Below are 16,030 nucleotides of genomic sequence, written 5' to 3'. Positions count from 1 at the left end.
CACCCGCACCGTTTCAAAAAGTCTTTTCAAATCAAGTGCTTGCGCGCTTCAACCACATGGCACGGGTCTTGAAAGGAAAGAAGCACCGGCCCGATTCGAGGCCGGCATCCACAGGAGACAAGACCCATGACCCTTACCGCGCCTGTTTTCACGCCCTCTGTGCGGGCCCAGCGCTGGCTGGACGCATTTGGCGCCGCCCTGGCCACCGGCAAGCCCGACGCCGTGCTACCCCTCTTCGACGCCGACTGCTACTGGCGCGATCTCGTTTCGTTCACCTGGAACATCCGTACGCAGGAGGGCCATGACGCGATCCGCGACATGTTGAGCGCGCGGCAGGCCGACACGGCGGCAGCGAACTTCCAGCTCGAAGGCGAGGCCACCGAGGCCGACGGCATCACCGACGCCTGGTTCACGTTCGAAACCCGTGTTTCGCGCGGGCGAGGCCATCTGCGCCTGAAAAACGACAAAGCCTGGACGCTGTTGACCACCATGGTCGAGCTGAAGGGTTTTGAAGAGAAGAAGGGCACGCGCCGCATCAAGGGTGCGGAGCACGGCGCGCAGCAGGGGCGCAAGAGCTGGCTGGAGCGCCGCCACGAAGAAGAGGCGCGGCTGGGCTACGACGAGCAGCCGTACACGGTGATCATTGGCGGTGGCCAGGGCGGCATCATCCTGGCCGCGCGGCTCAAGCGCCTGGGTGTGCCGACCATCGTGATCGAAAAGAACGCCAGGGCCGGCGACAGCTGGCGCAACCGCTACAAGACCCTGTGCCTGCACGACCCGGTCTGGTACGACCACCTGCCCTACATGCCCTTCCCGGACGACTGGCCGGTGTTCGCGCCCAAAGACAAGGTGGGCGACTGGCTGGAGATGTACACCAAGGTCATGGAGATCAACTACTGGGGCTCGACCACCGCGAAGAAGGCGACCTTCAACGAGGACACCGGCGAGTGGGAAGTGGTGGTGGACCGGGCGGGCAAAGAGGTGACGCTGCGGCCCAAGCAACTGGTGTTTGCGCTCGGTGTGTCGGGCTACGCCAACGTGCCCAAGATCCCGGGTGCCGAAACCTTTGAAGGCGACCAGCACCACTCCAGCAAGCACCCCGGCCCCGAGGCCTACAAAGGCAAAAAGGCGGTGGTGCTGGGCTCCAACAACTCGGCGCACGACATTTGCGCCGCGCTGTGGGAAAACGGCGCCGACGTGACCATGGTGCAGCGCAGCAGCACCCACATCGCGCCGTCGGACTCGCTCATGGAGCTGGCGCTGGGCGGGCTGTACAGCGAGGAGGCGCTGAAGAACGGCATCGACCACCACAAAGCCGACCTGGTGTTCGCCAGCGTGCCTTACAAGATCATGCACACCTTCCACATCCCGGTGTACGACGAGATGAAGAAGCGCGACGCCGACCTGTACGGCCGGCTGGAGAAGGCGGGCTTCATGCTCGATTTCGGCGACGACGGCTCGGGCCTGTTCATGAAATACCTGCGCCGCGGCTCGGGCTACTACATCGACGTGGGTGCGAGCGAGCTGGTGGCCAACGGCAGCGTGAAGCTCAAGAGCCACAACAACATCGAGCGCATCAACCCCAACAGCGTGACGCTGACCGACGGCACCGAGTTGCCCGCCGACCTGCTGGTTTACGCCACCGGCTACGGCTCGATGAACCACTGGCTGGCCGACCTGGTGTCGCCCGAGGTGGCCGACCGCGTGGGCAAGGTCTGGGGGCTGGGATCGAGCACGACGAAAGACCCGGGACCGTGGGAAGGCGAACTGCGCAACATGTGGAAGCCGACCAACCAGAAGCAGCTGTGGATCCACGGCGGCAACCTGCACCAGAGCCGCCACTACTCACAGTTTTTGTCGCTGCAGTTGAAGGCGCGCTACGAGGGGCTGGACACGCCGGTCTACGGGCAGGCGGCGGTGCACCACCTGCGCTGAAACCCCCGCGAATGTGCTGGTCAGCCCTTGCGACTGACCAGCACGATCCCGGCCGCCACGCCCAGCAGCGCCAGCACCAGCTGCAGCGTGAGCGGCTCGCTCAGCAGCACCACGCCGAACACCAATGCGAACACGGGTGTGAGGAAGGTGAAGGTGGCCATCTGCGTGGCGGGGTAGTGGCGCAGCATCCACATCCAGGCCAGGTAGCTGGCGAAGGCGCCCACGGCGGTTTGCAGAAAGATCGAGCCCCAGGCCAGGGCCGAGTAGTCGAGGCTCCAGGTTTCGCCCAACGCCATCGAGAGCAGAGGCGTCACAGCGGCGGTGACGCCGAGTTGGTAGAACAGCGACTTTTCGGCCGCCGCCGTGGCAATTTTGGTGGTGCGGATGGCCAGCGTGGTCAGACCCCAGAGCATGCCGGCGGCCAGGCCCATGGCGTCGCCCTTCCATTGCCCGGCCACGGGGGAGCTGTGCATGAAGCCTTCGCTGAACGCCACCGCCACCGCACTGAAGGCCACAAACAGGCCGACCCACTGAATGCGCCGCAGCTTCTCCGCCGGCACGAAGCGGGGCAGCAGCAGCGCCACCCAGAACGGACTGGTGTACAGGAACACCGTCAGGCGCGACGCGCTGGTGTGCGTGAGGCCCAGGTAAATAAAGCAGAACTCGCCGGCAAACAACAGGCCCACCAGCAAGCCACCCCAGAGCGTGCCGTCGCGCTTGAACAGCGGCACGCCGCGGTATTGGCACCACAGCCAGAGCAGGGCGGTGGCGCCCCACATGCGGATGGAGGCTTGCCACAGCGGCGGTATTTCGCGGCTGGCGAACTTGATCAGAATTTGCTGGAATCCCCAGAACGCGCAGCAAGCCACCAGCAGGGTGATGGCGAAGGTATCGAGGTGGTCTTTGCGTTGAATCGTGGTCATGGCGTCAGCGGGTGTGGGTCAGTGCGCGCAGCTGGGCTTTGAGCCGCTGGATCTCGGCGGCGCTCAGGCCCGTCAGGGTTTGTTTTTCGTGTTCGCTCGCCTGGGCCATGAGGGGGGTGATCTTTTTCTGCCCGGCGGCGGTGATGGTCACCAGCGTGCGGCGCTGGTCTTGTGGGTCGTCTGTCAGCTGCACCCAGCCTTGCGCGCTCAGGCGCTGCAGCAGCTTGGTCACGGTGGGTTGCTGGCTCAGCACCTCTTGCGCCAGCTGGCCCACAGGCATCGGGGCCTGGTCGCTCAGGGTGGCCAGCACGCGCCATTCCAGCGAGCCCAGCCCGGCGGCCCGCACCACGGCTTCAAAGTCTTTGAACAGCGCATGGTTGGCCTGGCCCAGCAGATAGCCCAGGTAGTCGTGCACGAAGCGGGGGCTGCCGTCCTGTGCTGGCACGGCGTTGGCGGTGGAGCGCATCGTCAGAGGGGATGCTCGGTGTAGAACTTGCCGCCGTGGTACAGCAGGGGCGACGCCTCGGCGCGGTGGGCACAGCGCTCCACCTCGCCCACAAAAATCACATGGTCGCCCTCGGCGTACTGGCTGCGGTTGAAGCATTCGAACGTGGCGGCCGCACCGGCCAGCAGCGGCGCACCGCTGACGCCTTCGGTGAACGCCACGCCCGCCCAGCGGTCGGTGCCCCGGGCAGCAAACTGCTCGGCCAGGGCTTGCTGGTCGGCCGCCAGCACGTTGATGGCGTAGTGCATGCCGTTGGAAAACGCGGCCATGGAGCCCGCCGCTCGGCCCAGGCTCCAGAGCACCAGCGGCGGGTCGAGCGAGACCGAGTTGAACGAGTTGGCGGTCAGGCCCACCAGCTCGCCCGCCGCAGTGCGCGCGGTGACGATGGTGACACCCGTGGCAAACATGCCCAGTGATGCACGGAATTCGCGTGCTGAAAAGTCAGGTGGCCGGGCCTGATGGCCGGCAGAACGGGCAGGGGACATGGGTGTTATTTATATGAAAATTCATCAATAATAGGTGCCTTGCTGCTGGGCATCAAGCCTGCAGTGGCGAACCAGACAAACGTTCCGGCGCGGGCGGCGTCCATTTCTGAAGGAGACAGCTTATGTTGCAAGAGCGGATCGAACCCGCCTGGATCGACGCGTTTGAGACCGTGCTGCGCCGCTGTGCGCTGCAACCGGGCGATACGGTGGCCATTCTCGGTGAAACCCAAAGCCGCCCGGTGCTGATGGAATTGGCCCGCCTGGCCGCAGCCCGGCTGGGCGCGCGCAGCTTCACGCTTATGCTGCCTTCGGTGTTCAGTGCCGGTGAGCCAGTGACCCGCTCGACCGGTGCCTCGCCCGCCATCCAGCAGCTGGGCCCGGTGATCGCGGCACTGCAGGCCAGCACGCTGGTGGTGGACTGCACGGTCGAGGGCCTGATGCACGCGCCCGAGCTGCCCGCCATTTTGCAGGGCAACGGCAGCACCCAGCCGCGCATCGTTTACGTGAGCAACGAGCACCCCGAAGCGCTGGCCCGCTTGCTGCCCGACGATGCCACCGAGGCGCGTGTGAAAGCCCATGTGAAGCGCCTGCGCACAGCCCAGGCCATGCGCGTGCGCTCGGCGGCGGGCACCGACCTGTCCATTGCGCTGCCCGGTGCGGTGGCCGGCGGCAACTGGGGCAGCACCACGCGCCCCGGCACGCTCACCCATTGGCCCGGTGGCCTGGTGCTGGCTTTCCCGGCGGCCGGCAGTGTGAACGGCACGCTGGTGCTGGCCGAGGGCGATGTGAACCTGACCTTCAAGCGCTACATCGAACGCGCCGTCACGCTCACCATTGAAAACGACTACGTGACCCGCATCGACGGCGCCGGTGTGGATGCCGAGTTGCTGCGTTCGTACTTTGCCGCCTGGGGCGAAAAAGAGGCTTACGCCGTCTCGCATGTGGGCTACGGCCTGAACGACGCTGCCCGCTGGGACAGCATGGCGCTGTACGACAAACGCGACTTCAACGGCACCGAGCTGCGCGCCTTTGCCGGCAACTTTTTGTACAGCACCGGCGCCAACGAAACCGCTGGCCGCTACACCCGGGGCCATTTCGACTGGCCCCTGCGCGGCTGCACCGTGTCGTTGGACGACGCGGTGGTGGTCGACGCGGGCCGGGTGGTGGCAGCATGACCCGCCACCGCGCCGGGCCGCCCCAAGCAAGGCCAGCCCCCTCGGGGGGCAGCGCCGTACGCGCAGCGACCAGCATGGGGGTTCTATGACTTTGCCCAAGTTCACCACCCTGGGCAGCGGCCCCACCGTGCTCATGCTCCATGGAATTGGCGGCGGTCACCGCGCGTTTGCGCCGCAGGTGGAAACACTGGCCAGCCTGGGCTACCGCGCCGTGGCCTGGGACATGCCCGGCTATGGCCGCAGCGCGCCCATTGAGCCCTACAGCTTCAAAGGCCTGGCGCAGCGCTGTGTGGACCTGATCGATGCGCTGCAGTGCGACAGCGTGACGCTCTTGGGCCACAGCATGGGTGGCATGGTGGCGCAAGAAGTGGTGGCGCGCCGACCCGACAAGGTGAACAAGCTCATCTTGTGCGGCACCTCGGCCGCGTTTGGCAAGCGCACCGACGGACGCAGCGCCGAGGCCTGGGCACAGCAGTTCATCGCCCAGCGCACCGCGCCGCTGGACGCCGGCCAGACCATGGCCGACATGGCCGCCCGGCTGGTACCGCAGATGGTCGGCCCCGGTTCGTTGCCCGAGGGCTTGAGACTGGCCGAGCACTGCATGGCCAGCGTGCCCGCCGCCACCTACCGCCGCGCGCTGGAATGCCTGGTCACATTCGACCGGTAGGCAGATCTGGCCCATATCCGCGTGCCCACCTTGCTCATCGGCGGTGAGTTCGACCGCGTGGCCGCGCCCGCCGTGATGCAGCAGATGGCGGCTGCGATACCGCGCGCGCGCTACGCCCAGCTTGCCGGTATTGGCCACCTGATGAACCTGGAAGCCCCCGACGAGTTTGACGCGCTGCTACTCGCTTTCCTGCACGAGCCCACACCCAAGCCGCTGCCCGACACGCATTGAGCCCATCACCACATTCGCAGGAGACAAGCCCCATGAACAACCCCGTCAACCCGCACACCGGCCTGGACTTCACCCCCGCCGTGGGCGACATGCCGTTCACCCCGCTGCAGCGCCAGCTGCTGGCCCAGGCCCACGCGCTGGGGCGCGACGTGTTCGCCGCCCGCGCCCCGCAGTGGGACCGCGAAGCCAGCTTCCCGTTTGCCAACTACCAGGATCTGCGCGACGCCGGTTTTCTGAAACTCTGCGTGCCCACCGCCCACGGCGGCATGGGCGCCGACTACACCACCTACATGATGGTGGCCGCTGAAATCGGCCGCTTCTGCGGCGCCACGGCGCTCACCTGGAACATGCACATTTGCAGCACCATGTGGACCGGCGTGCTGGCCGACGGCATTGCCATGAGCGACGAGCAGCGGGCCGAGCACCTGGCCCGGCGCGAGCTGCATTTCAAGCGCATCGTGAACGACGGCGCCATTTACGCCCAGCCCTTCAGCGAAGGCACGGCCGCCGCCGCCGGGCGCGCACCCTTTGGCACCACGGCCCGCAAGGTCGAAGGCGGCTGGCTCATCAACGGCCGGAAAATCTGGGCCAGCCTCTCGGGCGCAGCCAACTACTACGGCATCTTGTGCACCGAAGACAAGGGCGACGACCACCCCGACGCGCGCGACACGCTCTACATCAGCGTGCCCGCCACGTCGGCTGGCTTCAGCATCAGCGGCGAGTGGGACCCGCTGGGCATGCGCGGCACCGTCAGCCGCAACCTCGCGTTCAAAGACGTGTTTGTGAGCGACGCCGAACAGCTCATGCCGCGCGGCATTTACTTCAAAGGCGCGCAAACCTGGCCCGCCATGTTCTTCACCCTCTCGCCCACCTACCTGGGCCTGGCCAATGCGGCCTACGACTTCACCGTGAAGTACCTGCGCGGCGAGGTCGAGGGCGAGCCGCCGGTGAAGCGCCGCCAGTTCCCCACCAAGCAGATCACGGTGGCGCAAATGCGCATCCAGCTGGAGAACATGAAAAGCATCTTTGCCCGCGCCATTGCCGAAGCCAAGCCCAACCCCAGCAAGGACGAAAAGCTGCGCCTGTACGCCGCGCACTACAGCGTGATGGAAGGCGCCAACGACATCGCCCGCCTCGCCATCCGAACCTGCGGCGGCCAGAGCATGATGAAGCACCTGCCGCTGGAGCGTCTGTACCGCGACAGCCGCTGCGGCGCGCTCATGCTGCCGTGGACGGCCGAACTCATCCTGGACCGCATGGGCCGCGAGACGCTGTACGAGGCTGGTGAAAAAGACGCCTGAAAACACGCGGTGTGTGCCAGCCGTCACGCTGGCGGTGGCCCGGTCATAGGCGCAAAACGTTTCTGCAGGGCAGGCTCCTAGAATGCCTGCATGAGTGAAATTTTCATGCCCCGAATGGGCAAGCGCCTGGCGCTGCTGGCGTTGGCCCTGGCGGTACTGACCCCGGCCATGGCCCTGCAGCCCCTGGCCCGTGGCCCCGGCCACCCGCTGGCCGATGTGCCAGGCAGCGACCCCTGCCGGGAGTTCGTGGCGCGCTTGCCCAACGTGCAGGCGCCCCTGTGCGCGGCCGCCCAGCTCAAGCCCACCGTGGGCCGTTCGGTGCAGGGCCGGACCCTGTACCAGCGCGACGTGGTGGCACCCGATGCCAAGCTCCGCGTGCTGGTGGTGGGCGCCATGCACGGCGACGAGCTGTCGTCGGCCTCGCTGGCGCTGCACTGGATTCAGCGCGCCACCGAAACGCCGTCCAACGCGCACTGGCGCTTCATTCCCGCGCTCAACCCCGACGGCCTGATGGCCCGGCCGGCCAAGCGGGTCAACGCCCGGGGCGTGGACCTGAACCGCAACTTCCCCACGCCCAACTGGGCCCGCGACGCCAAGGTGTACTGGGAACAACGAACAAAAAAAGACCCGCGCCGCTGGCCCGGCCCCAGCCCCTTGTCCGAGCCCGAGTCGAAGTTTCTGCACGACGAAATGGAGCGCTTCCAGCCCGACCTGGTGGTCAGCATCCACGCACCCTACGGCGTGCTCGATTTCGACGGCCCCGGCGTGCCGCCCCCCCAGCTTGGCCGCCTCTACCTGGACCAAGTGGGCATTTTCCCCGGCAGCCTGGGCAACTACGGCGGTGTGCACAAAGGCATGCCGGTGGTCACCATCGAACTCACCAGCGCGTTTCGCACGCCGCTGGACGCCGAAATGCGTCAGATGTGGCTGGACCTGCTGCGCTGGATGAGCGAGCGCGTAGGCCAGGGCATGGGCGGGCCGGTGCGCTGAGCCCTTCGAATCAGTCTTTCAAAAACGCCGGTTCAGTTCGGCCGACCACACCGTCTGCCGCTGGCGTATTTCAGGCATCCACGCCACCGCCACCGGCACGCCGTTGCGGGTGATCACCCGGGCTGCCCCGGCTGCGGTGGTCTCCAGTTGGCTTTCCAGCCGCAGCTGCCAAGACCAGGCGCCGGCGCGCTCGTTGCGCGCGCCACTGCCGAGTTGCAGGCCCAGCGCCAGCAGGCGGTTGTGGCCCAGCGGCAGTGTCAGCGGGTCGGCACGGGGCAGGCTCACCTGCGCCGTGCCCCTGGGGCTCCCGCCGGCCCAGCCAGTGGCGCTCAGCCGCCAGCCGCTGGCCTCGTGCACGCGCCAGCGTGCGCCGAGCGCGAGCTGCCAGGCCCTAAAACGCTCTGGGTAGCCCAGCGCGGTGGGGGTGCTGGCGATGCGCCGGTCGGTCTGCCGCCAGCCCACGCGTGCGCCCCAGGCCCAGGCAGGGTCTGTGTCTTGCCGGTCGGTCTGGGCGAATGTATCCACGGGCATCCAGCCACTCAGTGTGAGCGCATCCACGCGCAGGTGGCTGCTGGTTTGCACCGGTGTGCCGGTCTGGGTCTGGCCGTCGTAGTGGCGCGTGCCCTGGCTGCGGGCCCACTGCGCCTCCCAGGTTGCAGCGCCGCATGGGCCTCCCGCCGCAAGGGCGATACGGTCCAGCCAGCCGCGTTCGGTCAGCACCGTAGCGCCTTGAGCGTCGCGCTCCACCCAGTGGCTGTGCTCGCGCCCGGCGCCCAGGCCCAGCGTGGGCGTGCCGCAGTCCAGCGCGTGGACGGTGCTCGGCAGCGCCGCGCACAGCAACCAGATGCCCGCCCGCCACAGCCCAGCCAGCGGGCTTGGCGTCAAAGGAACTCGCTCCAGAGGTGGGTTCCCCACAAGTCGGCTGTGCTGTCGCCGTTGGTGTCCACGCTGACGAACACTTCGCTGTCAGACACCGCCGTGATGCGCAAGCTGCTGGCCGCGCCTGTCACGAGGGCTTGGCCGTTGGGCGGGTAGTTTTGGGCACCCAACCCGCTGAACGGTGTGATGTTGGCGATGACCACCGACTTGCCGCCCAACGACGACGAAGTGAGGGTGCCGTTGACCGTGGCCGAAAATGCGTAGTCCAGCAGCGCGGGCTCAATGGTTTCGTGGGTGGTGAAGTTGGTCAGGGTTCGGCTCGTCACGGTACCGCCCAGGCTCAGCTCTTCTCGGTAGCTGGGCGTGGTCAGGCCAAACGCTTGCGCGTAGAGCCCGGTGGACACGGTGTCGAGCGTTACCGTGCCGTTGGCCAGCACCGAACCCGCTGCCGACGTGACGCGGAAGACGTCGAACGACAGGGTCAGCTTGGCTGCAAACACGGTCGAATCCAGGTCGCCCGTGAGTGCATTGAAGGCAAATCGCAGCGTGCCGTTGGCCGTCTCGCCCAACTCCAGGCAGCTGTTGAAGGTTTCGCTCAGCACATCGCCGGCGGACACGATGCCGTTGTTGTCCCGGTCGTCAAACGTGAGCGTGACGCTGCCGCTTTCGCAGGGCAAGGTTTCGCTGTATTCGGTGCCCGCCACCACCGCGCCCAGGCTCGCCACCCGCTCAGGCAGGCGGGGCAACTGCAGGCGGGCATAGCGCAGGGGCTTGGGCAGGGCGCTCACGCCGGCGCCGTACACCAGGGCTTCCGACGTGTCCACCAGGCTGAACGAAGCCATCAGCACCTCTTGGGTCACCGTGAGGTAGTTGGCTGCCGTGATAGCCAGGGGTTCGCCCACCGGGTTGTCGGGCCAATCGCTGCTGCCGCCGCAGGCCACCAGCGCCGCGCAGGCCACCCAAGGCACCGATTTTTTGAAAGAAACCATGGGCGCTGCTCCGCAAGATGAATGATGACGAGCCATTCTAGGAACCGGGTTCTTGGCGTTGGTGGGCGCTTGTGTGGTCTCGTTGCGCCGCGTCAATGGAGGAGAAAACGATCCCCCGAAAGAGGAACGGCCCGCGCAAGGCGGGCCGAGAAAGACACCCTGCGCGAGACGCGCAGCGGTGGTGAGCGCCCGGCTTACTGGGTCACCTTGATCTCACCCGAGTGAATACCAGCCCAGTATTTGTTCAGCTCGCGCTTGACCACAGGCATCAAAAAATACAGGCCCACGATGTTGGCCAGCGCCATGGCGAAGATCATCGAGTCTGAAAAGTCGATCACAGGGCCCAAACCCATGCTGGCGCCAATGACCACAAACGCCAGGAACATGCACTTGAAGACCAGTTCAGAAGCCAGGCTGTCGCCCAGCAGGTAGGTCCAGGCCTTCAGGCCGTAGTAGCTCCAGGTGATCATGGTGGAGAACGCAAACAACACCACCGCCAGCGCCAGCACATAGGGGAACCAGCTCACGGCGCTGCCGAAGGCGGCCGACGTCAGGCCCACACCGCTGGCGCCGTTGGCCAGCGGCGTGAGGCCACCGGCGCTCACATGGCCGGTGATGATGATCACCAGCGCCGTCATGGTGCAGATCACCACGGTGTCAATGAACGGCTCCAGCAGCGCGGCAAAGCCTTGCGACACGGGCTGGTCGGTTTGCACCGCCGAGTGAGCGATGGCCGCTGAGCCCACACCGGCTTCGTTGGAAAAAGCGGCCCGTTTGAAACCCTGAATGAGTGCGCCCACCACGCCGCCAGCCACGCCCTCGGCCGAGAACGCGCCCACAAAGATCTGCCCAAACGCCCAGGGCAGTTTGTCGATGTAGACGAACAGCACCACCGTGCCCGCCACCATGTAGAGGCCGGCCATGAAGGGCACCACTTTTTCCGTCACGCGGGCGATCGACTTGATGCCGCCGATGATGACCAGACCCACCAGCACGGCCATGATCAGGCCAAACAGCCAGCCCTTGCCGGCCAGATAGCTGTCGGCACCGCCGGTGACGCCCACCACCTGCTGAAAGCTCTGGTTGGCCTGGAACATGTTGCCCCCGCCCAGGGCGCCGCCCACGCAGCAAATGGCAAAGAACACGGCCAAAAATTTGCCCAGTCGGGGCATGCCGAGCTCGGTCAGCCCTTTGGAGAGGTAGCGCATAGGGCCGCCCGAGACGGTGCCGGCCGTGTGGTGCACGTTGCGGTATTTCACGCCCAGCGTCACTTCGGTGAATTTGGACGCCATGCCCAGCAAGCCGGCCAGGATCATCCAGAACGTGGCGCCCGCACCGCCAATGCCCACCGCCACCGCCACACCGGCGATGTTGCCCAGGCCCACGGTGCCTGAAACGGCGGTGGTGAGTGCTTGAAACGGGGTCACTTCACCCGCCATGGACGGGTGCGAATAGCGCCCGCGCACCACTTGGATGGCGTGGCCGAAACCCCTGAACTGGATGAAGCCGAAATACAGCGTGAAGACCAGCGCGGCCGCAATCAGCCAACCCACGATGAGCGGGAAACTGGTGCCACCCAACGGCACCGAGAAAAAAATGGCGCCCGCCACCGCGTCGGAATAGGGCTGCACCGCAGCGCTGATGCGCTCGTCCAGCGTAGGTGCGGCGGCTGTTTGGGCTTGGGCAGCGCTGTGCGCCAGTGCGCTGGTGGCGGCCAGCAGCAGCGCCCGCCCTGCGCCGGTGTTGAGGGGTGTTCGGGTCACGTATGTCTCCTGTTTGTTCGTCGACACATTGGGCGGTGGTGCTGCCCGGGTCCGGCGCACGCGTGTTGTGCCGGCAGACAAAAAGGCCGGTGACTGCGTGTGGCAGTCACCGGCCTTGGTCGTTATTTTCAGGCCTGGCTGGGTGGCGGTGTTTGCAGCCGCGCGGTGCGGGCCACAGGAGCCTTGGCGGAAGGCTTCATGCCGTAAAACTCAAACGGCATGGCGGGCTGCTCGCCGCTGATGAGTTCGGCCAGCGCCTTGCCCGAGCCGGCGCCATGCGTCCAGCCCAGTGTGCCGTGGCCAGCGTTCACCCACAGCTTGCCCACTTTCGTGCGACCCATGAGCGGAATGTTGGTGGGCGTGGCCGGGCGCAGACCGGTCCAGAACTGCGGGTCGCCACCTTGTTCGGGCGTGCGGGTGTCGGCCACACCGGGGAACACCTCTTCAATGCGCTTGACCAGCATCTCGCAACGCTTTTTCGCCAGTGGTGTGTCCAGCGACAGGTCATAACCGCCCAACTCGATGGTGCCGGCCACGCGCAACTGGTTGCCCAGGCGCGACATGGCGATCTTCAACTGGTCGTCGATCATGCTCACCTGGGGCGCCTTGTCGGGCCGCAGCAGCGGCAGGGTGGCGCTGTAGCCTTTGCCGGGGTAAATGGGCACCTGCACGCCCACGCTTTTCAACAGCGGCGTGGTGTACGAGCCGCAGGCCACCACATAGGCGTCGGCCTTCAGGCTGCGCACGGTGCCGCTGGCGCGGTCGCGCACGCGCACCTGCTGCACGCTGCCACCGCTGGCGTCCATCGCTTCCACATCGTGCCCGTAGAGCAGCTGCGCGCCGCGTTGGGCACACAGCGCCGCGAGCTGTTGGGTGAACACGCGCGCGTCACCCGACTCGTCGCTGGGGGTGTAGGTGCCGCCCACAATTCGGTCGGCAAACGCATGCAGCGCGGGTTCAATCTTCAGCAGCTCGGTGCGGCTGATCACGCGGCGCTTGACGCCAAATTTTTGCATCACCGCAGCGGCTCCTGCGGCGCCGTCAAACGATTTTTGGTCGGTGTAATAGTGGGCAATGCCGCGTTCGAGGCGGTGGTATTCGATGCCGGTCTCGGCCACCACGTCTTTCAAGGCGGCATGGCTGTAAGAACCCAGGGCCACCAGTTGCGCCACGTTGCGCTCAAACGCCGCGTCGTTGCACTGGCCCAGAAACTGCAGGCCCCAGCGCCACTGGGCAGGATCGATCTGCGGGCGAAACAACAGCGGCGAGGTGGCCGAAAACATCCACTTCAGCGCCTTCAGCGGCGCCTCGCGGTTCGCCCACGGCTCGCAGTAGCTCACCGAAATTTGCGCGGCGTTGCCAAAGCTGGTTTCCAGTGCGGCGTCGGGCTGGCGGTCGACCAGCGTGACGGTGTGGCCGCGCTGCAGCAAATGCCACGCCGTGCTGACCCCAATGATGCCCGCGCCCAATACCGTGACTTGCATGACCCGCTCCGAAAAAAGGAAGAAACAGGTGCGCAGTATGGGAAAAACCCGGCTTCAAGTGAAGTGGAATTAACTTAAAATTTCTTGTATCAGATTGGCTTATGCATTTGAGACCCTGATGCGCAGCCTCAACGCGCATTGCAGCCCGTGCCGGCGGCAGCGCACAACCCGGACCGCCCCGTGGCGCCCAACCCATGAGCACCTTTGATCCCGACGCCCTCGAATGTCTGGCCGCCATCATTGAAGAGGGCGGTTTTGAGCGCGCGGCCCAGCGCCTGTCCATCACCCAGTCGGCGGTGTCGCAGCGCCTGCGGGCGCTGGAAGCGCAGGTGGGTACGGTGCTCATCGTGCGCAGCCGCCCGCTCAAGCCCACCTCGGCCGGGCAGCTCATGCTCAAGCACGCGAAGATGATGCGGCTGCTGCGCGCCGACCTGGAAAAAGACCTCAAGGAACTCGCACCCAGTTCCACCGGCGGTGGCCGCGAAGAAGAGCGCATTTCGGTGGCCATCAACGCCGACAGCATCGCCACCTGGGCCCTGCCCGCGCTGAACGCGCTGGCGCAGGGCGGCCTGCCCATTGAAATCATCACCGACGACCAGGAATTCACCCACGAGTGGCTGCGCGAAGGCCAGGTGCTGGGCTGTGTCACCTCGCTGGGGCAGGCGCTGCGGGGCTGCAAGATGGAGCCGCTGGGCACCATGGACTATGTGGCGGTGGCGCAAGCCGACTACGCCGCCACCCATTGCCCCAAAGGCCTGAGCGCGCACAACTTTCACAAGCTGCCGTTTGTGGCCTTCAACCGCAAAGACAACCTGCAGCACGGCTTTGTGTCGCAGGCGTTTGGCCTGCCCCGGGTCATGCTCAAGCAGTTGTTTGTGCCGTCCAGCGAAGGCCAGGTGCGCGCGGTGCAGGCCGGCTGGGGTGTCAGCGTGCTGCCCGAGTTGCGCGTGCGCGAACTGCTGGCCAGTGGTGAGCTGGTCAACCTGGCACCGCGCCACCGCCTGGGCGTGGCCCTGCACTGGCACTGCTGGAACCTCAGTTCCGACGTGCTCGACGCACTCAGCACAGCCTTGCGCAACGCCGCTGCCTACAGCCTCACGCAAAAAAGCCCCACCTGAGCGGGGCTTCTGGAAGCCAAGTTTGCAGCGGCTTACTTGGGCATCACCACGGTGTCGATCACATGGATCACGCCGTTGTCGGCTGCAATGTCGGTGGCCGTGACCTTGGCGTTGTCCACCGTCACACCACCCATGGTGCCAATGGTCAGCTCGGAGCCTTGCACGGTCTTGACCTTGCCGGCCTTCACGTCTGCCGCCATCACTTTGCCGGGCACCACGTGGTACGTGAGCACGGCGGTGAGCTTGGCTTTGTCCTTGAGCAGTGCGTCCAGGTCGGCCTTGGGCACTTTGGCAAAGGCGGCGTCGGTGGGTGCAAACACGGTGAACGGGCCCTTGCCCTTGAGCGTGTCCACCAGGCCAGCCGCCTGGATGGCGGTCACCAGGGTTTTGAACGAGCCGGCGGCAACCGCGGTGTCGACGATGTCCTTGGCGTGAGCCGAAGTCAGTGCGCCAAAAGCGATCAGGGAAGCGATGAGGGTCTTTTTCATGGTGTGGGTCTTTTCGGGTTGAGGTGGAAGAAACAGAACGTGCCTGTGATGAGGCAGCCTTGGATGTGTGGGTGGTGTCCCGTGGGACGCTGCACCCAACCACCCCGTGGCTGAACGCACTTTATCCTGAACGGTAGAAAAAGATACTGATTAGTATGTAACGATACCTATCAGTGGGGTTATCGACTTTGCCGTCGAAATCGGGCAGAATTCGAGTCCTACAAAAAGGTTTTCCATGGTCAGCGTTGCAACCAAGTCCGCTCAACAAGTCACACCCAAACGCAGTTTTCGCGAGCAAATGCACATCGCGCGTGAAGACGCCATCGTCTCGGCGGTGAACCGCCTGCTGGCTGAAAAAGGCTTCGACGCCATGACGGTGGACGAGGTGGCGGCCGAGGTGGGCATTGCCAAGGCCAGCCTTTACAAGCACTTTCCCAGCAAGGAAGACTTGGCCGCAGCGGCCATGGTGCGCGTGATGGAGCGGGCCAGGGCGTTTCTGGACAGCCTGGAGCGGCCAGCCGGTGAAGTGCCGCCCATGGCGCAGCTGCGTGCGGTGGCGCGCTGGACCATGGAGGTGCAACTGGCGGGAGAAATGCCTTCGCTGCCCAGTGAAAACTCCAGCCTGCGGGCTGCGCTCACCACCAACAAGGCTTACGTGGACGGGCTCATGGACGTGAGCGACCGCATGGGCGCGTGGATTACGGCAGCCCAGGCCGATGGCAGCCTGAACCCGTCATTACCGCCCATTGCGGTGCTCTACACCTTGTACGCACGCGCCTGCGACCCGGTGCTGGGTTTTCTCAAAAGCACCGGCCTGTACAACACCGAGCAGATCATTGACATGGTGCTGAGCACCTGTTTTGACGGCTTGAGGGCTAGGTAACCCCCCGCGCCGCAAGTATGTGATCCCCCCGCGCCGCCTGCGGCGTCACCCCCTAAGGGGCGGCTCTGGCGGCCTGGCAAAGCCAGTTCCGCGGAGCCCTGGAACAACTTCCCTGCTGTCCAACGTCCTCCCCGGAGCGGAATGCCCGTGCCAAGGATGCGGTGGAACCGGCTCTGCCGGGCCACTCGCATCGCCCCCCTTGGGGGGTGACGCC

General features: G+C 65.8%; 14 protein-coding genes and 1 pseudogene. 7 read left to right on the top strand and 8 right to left on the bottom strand.

Annotation, left to right across the window (positions count from 1 at the left end):
* The first annotated feature begins 126 nt into the window (after window positions 1–126).
* The gene (locus ACTG4K_RS01080; RefSeq protein ID WP_439112344.1) at window positions 127–1,935 is read left to right on the top strand and encodes an NAD(P)/FAD-dependent oxidoreductase; all 1,809 of its coding nucleotides are present in this window, start codon (window positions 127–129) and stop codon (window positions 1,933–1,935) included.
* Between the two features lie 20 nt (window positions 1,936–1,955).
* Here the strand turns inward: ACTG4K_RS01080 and ACTG4K_RS01075 are convergent, their stop codons facing one another.
* Genes ACTG4K_RS01075 through ACTG4K_RS01065 form a run of 3 tightly spaced genes read right to left on the bottom strand, consistent with a single transcriptional unit; the run spans window position 1,956 to window position 3,848 of the window.
* Window positions 1,956–2,858: a DMT family transporter gene (locus tag ACTG4K_RS01075; RefSeq protein WP_439112343.1), complete on the bottom strand. Its 903-nt coding sequence runs from the start codon at window positions 2,856–2,858 to the stop codon at window positions 1,956–1,958.
* A gap of 4 nt (window positions 2,859–2,862) precedes the next feature.
* Window positions 2,863–3,324: a MarR family winged helix-turn-helix transcriptional regulator gene (locus ACTG4K_RS01070; RefSeq protein ID WP_439112342.1), complete on the bottom strand. Its 462-nt coding sequence runs from the start codon at window positions 3,322–3,324 to the stop codon at window positions 2,863–2,865.
* Between the two features lie 2 nt (window positions 3,325–3,326).
* Window positions 3,327–3,848 carry a flavin reductase family protein gene (locus ACTG4K_RS01065; RefSeq protein ID WP_439112341.1) on the bottom strand — a complete coding sequence of 174 codons (522 nt, stop codon included), beginning with the start codon at window positions 3,846–3,848 and terminating at the stop codon, window positions 3,327–3,329.
* Between the two features lie 122 nt (window positions 3,849–3,970).
* Here ACTG4K_RS01065 and ACTG4K_RS01060 point away from each other — a divergent pair, with 122 nt between their 5' ends.
* From ACTG4K_RS01060 to ACTG4K_RS01045, 4 genes and pseudogenes are all read left to right on the top strand, one after another.
* The gene (locus ACTG4K_RS01060; RefSeq protein WP_439112340.1) at window positions 3,971–5,023 is read left to right on the top strand and encodes a peptidase M29; all 1,053 of its coding nucleotides are present in this window, start codon (window positions 3,971–3,973) and stop codon (window positions 5,021–5,023) included.
* A gap of 85 nt (window positions 5,024–5,108) precedes the next feature.
* Window positions 5,109–5,921 (top strand): annotated as a pseudogene (locus ACTG4K_RS01055) (alpha/beta fold hydrolase).
* A 32-nt stretch (window positions 5,922–5,953) separates the two neighbouring features.
* The gene (locus ACTG4K_RS01050; protein ID WP_439112339.1) at window positions 5,954–7,222 is read left to right on the top strand and encodes an acyl-CoA dehydrogenase family protein; all 1,269 of its coding nucleotides are present in this window, start codon (window positions 5,954–5,956) and stop codon (window positions 7,220–7,222) included.
* A gap of 90 nt (window positions 7,223–7,312) precedes the next feature.
* The gene (locus ACTG4K_RS01045) at window positions 7,313–8,212 is read left to right on the top strand and encodes a M14 family zinc carboxypeptidase (RefSeq protein WP_439112338.1); all 900 of its coding nucleotides are present in this window, start codon (window positions 7,313–7,315) and stop codon (window positions 8,210–8,212) included.
* A gap of 18 nt (window positions 8,213–8,230) precedes the next feature.
* On the opposite strand, the gene ACTG4K_RS01040 is transcribed toward ACTG4K_RS01045, so the two are convergent.
* The 4 genes from ACTG4K_RS01040 to ACTG4K_RS01025 all read right to left on the bottom strand — a co-directional run bounded on the left by ACTG4K_RS01040 (window position 8,231) and on the right by ACTG4K_RS01025 (window position 13,327).
* Entirely contained in the window at window positions 8,231–9,097 is an 867-nt protein-coding gene (locus ACTG4K_RS01040; protein WP_439112337.1) for a hypothetical protein, read from the bottom strand.
* Window positions 9,094–10,080, bottom strand: coding sequence for a hypothetical protein (locus ACTG4K_RS01035; protein ID WP_439112336.1), 987 nt, complete (start codon window positions 10,078–10,080; stop codon window positions 9,094–9,096). The genes ACTG4K_RS01040 and ACTG4K_RS01035 overlap by 4 nt, the downstream gene beginning before the upstream one ends.
* Window positions 10,081–10,274: 194 nt before the next feature.
* Window positions 10,275–11,843, bottom strand: coding sequence for an alanine/glycine:cation symporter family protein (locus ACTG4K_RS01030; protein WP_439112335.1), 1,569 nt, complete (start codon window positions 11,841–11,843; stop codon window positions 10,275–10,277).
* A 128-nt stretch (window positions 11,844–11,971) separates the two neighbouring features.
* Window positions 11,972–13,327, bottom strand: a complete 1,356-nt coding sequence (locus tag ACTG4K_RS01025; RefSeq protein ID WP_439112334.1) for a D-amino acid dehydrogenase — start codon at window positions 13,325–13,327, stop codon at window positions 11,972–11,974.
* A gap of 194 nt (window positions 13,328–13,521) precedes the next feature.
* On the opposite strand from ACTG4K_RS01025, the gene ACTG4K_RS01020 reads away from it, so the two are divergent.
* The gene (locus tag ACTG4K_RS01020) at window positions 13,522–14,445 is read left to right on the top strand and encodes a LysR family transcriptional regulator ArgP (protein WP_439112333.1); all 924 of its coding nucleotides are present in this window, start codon (window positions 13,522–13,524) and stop codon (window positions 14,443–14,445) included.
* Window positions 14,446–14,477: 32 nt separating this feature from the next.
* On the opposite strand, the gene ACTG4K_RS01015 is transcribed toward ACTG4K_RS01020, so the two are convergent.
* Complete coding sequence (locus ACTG4K_RS01015) at window positions 14,478–14,933, bottom strand: fasciclin domain-containing protein (protein WP_439112332.1); 456 nt, start codon at window positions 14,931–14,933, stop codon at window positions 14,478–14,480.
* A 235-nt stretch (window positions 14,934–15,168) separates the two neighbouring features.
* On the opposite strand from ACTG4K_RS01015, the gene ACTG4K_RS01010 reads away from it, so the two are divergent.
* On the top strand, window positions 15,169–15,816 hold the full coding sequence (locus tag ACTG4K_RS01010; protein ID WP_439112331.1) for a TetR/AcrR family transcriptional regulator: 648 nt from the start codon (window positions 15,169–15,171) through the stop codon (window positions 15,814–15,816).
* Window positions 15,817–16,030: the final 214 nt, after the last annotated feature.

This window comes from Hydrogenophaga sp. (genome assembly GCF_965657535.1).
GTDB lineage: Bacteria > Pseudomonadota > Gammaproteobacteria > Burkholderiales > Burkholderiaceae_C > Hydrogenophaga.
Note: the sequence above shows the minus strand (reverse complement) of the source record. Positions and strands in the feature narration are given on the sequence as shown.